Origin of the sequence: Nocardioides bruguierae, from assembly GCF_023656415.1 — a bacterium.
Lineage (GTDB): Bacteria > Actinomycetota > Actinomycetes > Propionibacteriales > Nocardioidaceae > Nocardioides > Nocardioides bruguierae.
This window is the reverse complement of the sequence record NZ_JAMOIL010000069.1, coordinates 1-1,209: the sequence shown is the minus strand read 5'-3', so window position 1 is coordinate 1,209 and position 1,209 is coordinate 1. Positions and strand designations below refer to the sequence as shown.

Here is a 1,209-nt window from a genome sequence, read left to right as displayed (position 1 = left end):
GCTTGGGTTCATGCGGTGGTCGCAACACCTAGCCCTGGAGGGGTGTATGGGTGTCGGAGGCCGGCCGCGGGTACGGCGGAGCGTCGAGAGAGCTTTCTGGGAGCTGGTTCCTGAGCATCGGTCCTGGCTTGATGCCGGAGCGGCGCTTGGAGTGTCGGATCGGATCGTGCTGCGTTGGTTGACCGAGTCTGGCGGCGTGAAACCGAGACTGGTGGAGCCGTCCAGGTCGTTGAGCTATGCGGAGCGGTGCCGCATCGAGGCGCTGCATGCCGCGAAGGTCCATCCCGCAGAGATCGCGAGGAGGTTGGGGCGTCACCGGTCGACGATCACGCGGGAGCTGGCCCGCAACGCCACCGCTCGGGGTCCGAAAGACAACTACGGTGCGGTCAACGCACAGAGCAAGGCCGACCGGCGTGCTCGGCGTCCCAAGCCCGCGAAGTTGGCCACCAGCCTGCGGCTGCGGCACGAGGTGCAAGATCGACTGGGACAGAACCACAGCCCCGAGCAGATCGCCCGGCGACTGCGTGAGGACTTCCCCGACGATGCGGAGATGCGGGTGTCGCACGAGACGATCTATCAGTCGTTGTACGTGCAGTCCCGAGGCGGACTGAAGCGAGAACTTGCCCGCCACCTGCGCACCGGCCGCACGCTACGCAAACCCCACCGCCAGCCAGATCAGCGCCGGCAGCGGTTCGCGGGGATGGTGATGATCAGCGAACGGCCTCCTGAGGTCGAGGATCGCGCGGTCCCGGGGCACTGGGAAGGTGATCTGATCCTCGGATCCACTCAGTCAGGGTCCGCGGTCGGGACGCTGGTCGAGCGCAGCACCCGGTTCGTGATGCTGCTGCACCTGCCGGGCGGCCACACCGCCGACATAGTCCAGGAAGCGATGGTGGCGAAGATGGCCATGCTGCCCGAGCAGCTACGTCGATCACTGACCTGGGACCAGGGCTCGGAGATGGCTCACCATGTCCAGATCGCGGAGGCCACCGGACTGTCGATCTACTTCTGCGATCCACACTCGCCTTGGCAGCGGGGCAGCAACGAGAACACCAACGGCCTGCTGCGCCAGTACCTCCCCAAGAGCGAGGACCTCTCGTTCTACGGACCCGGGATGCTCGATCAGATCGCCGCCGAGCTCAACGCCCGTCCTCGCAAGACACTGAAGTGGCGCACCCCCGCGGAGGAACTCGACGCACTACTGTCGGG

Annotated in this window: 1 protein-coding gene; it reads left to right on the top strand. The window is 66.3% G+C overall.

All coding sequences use genetic code 11. The features are described 5' to 3' along the window. Positions 1-10: 10 nt before the first annotated feature. The coding region (locus tag M8330_RS21645; protein WP_372490290.1) for an IS30 family transposase at positions 11-1,209 on the top strand (1,199 nt) is incomplete at its 3' end.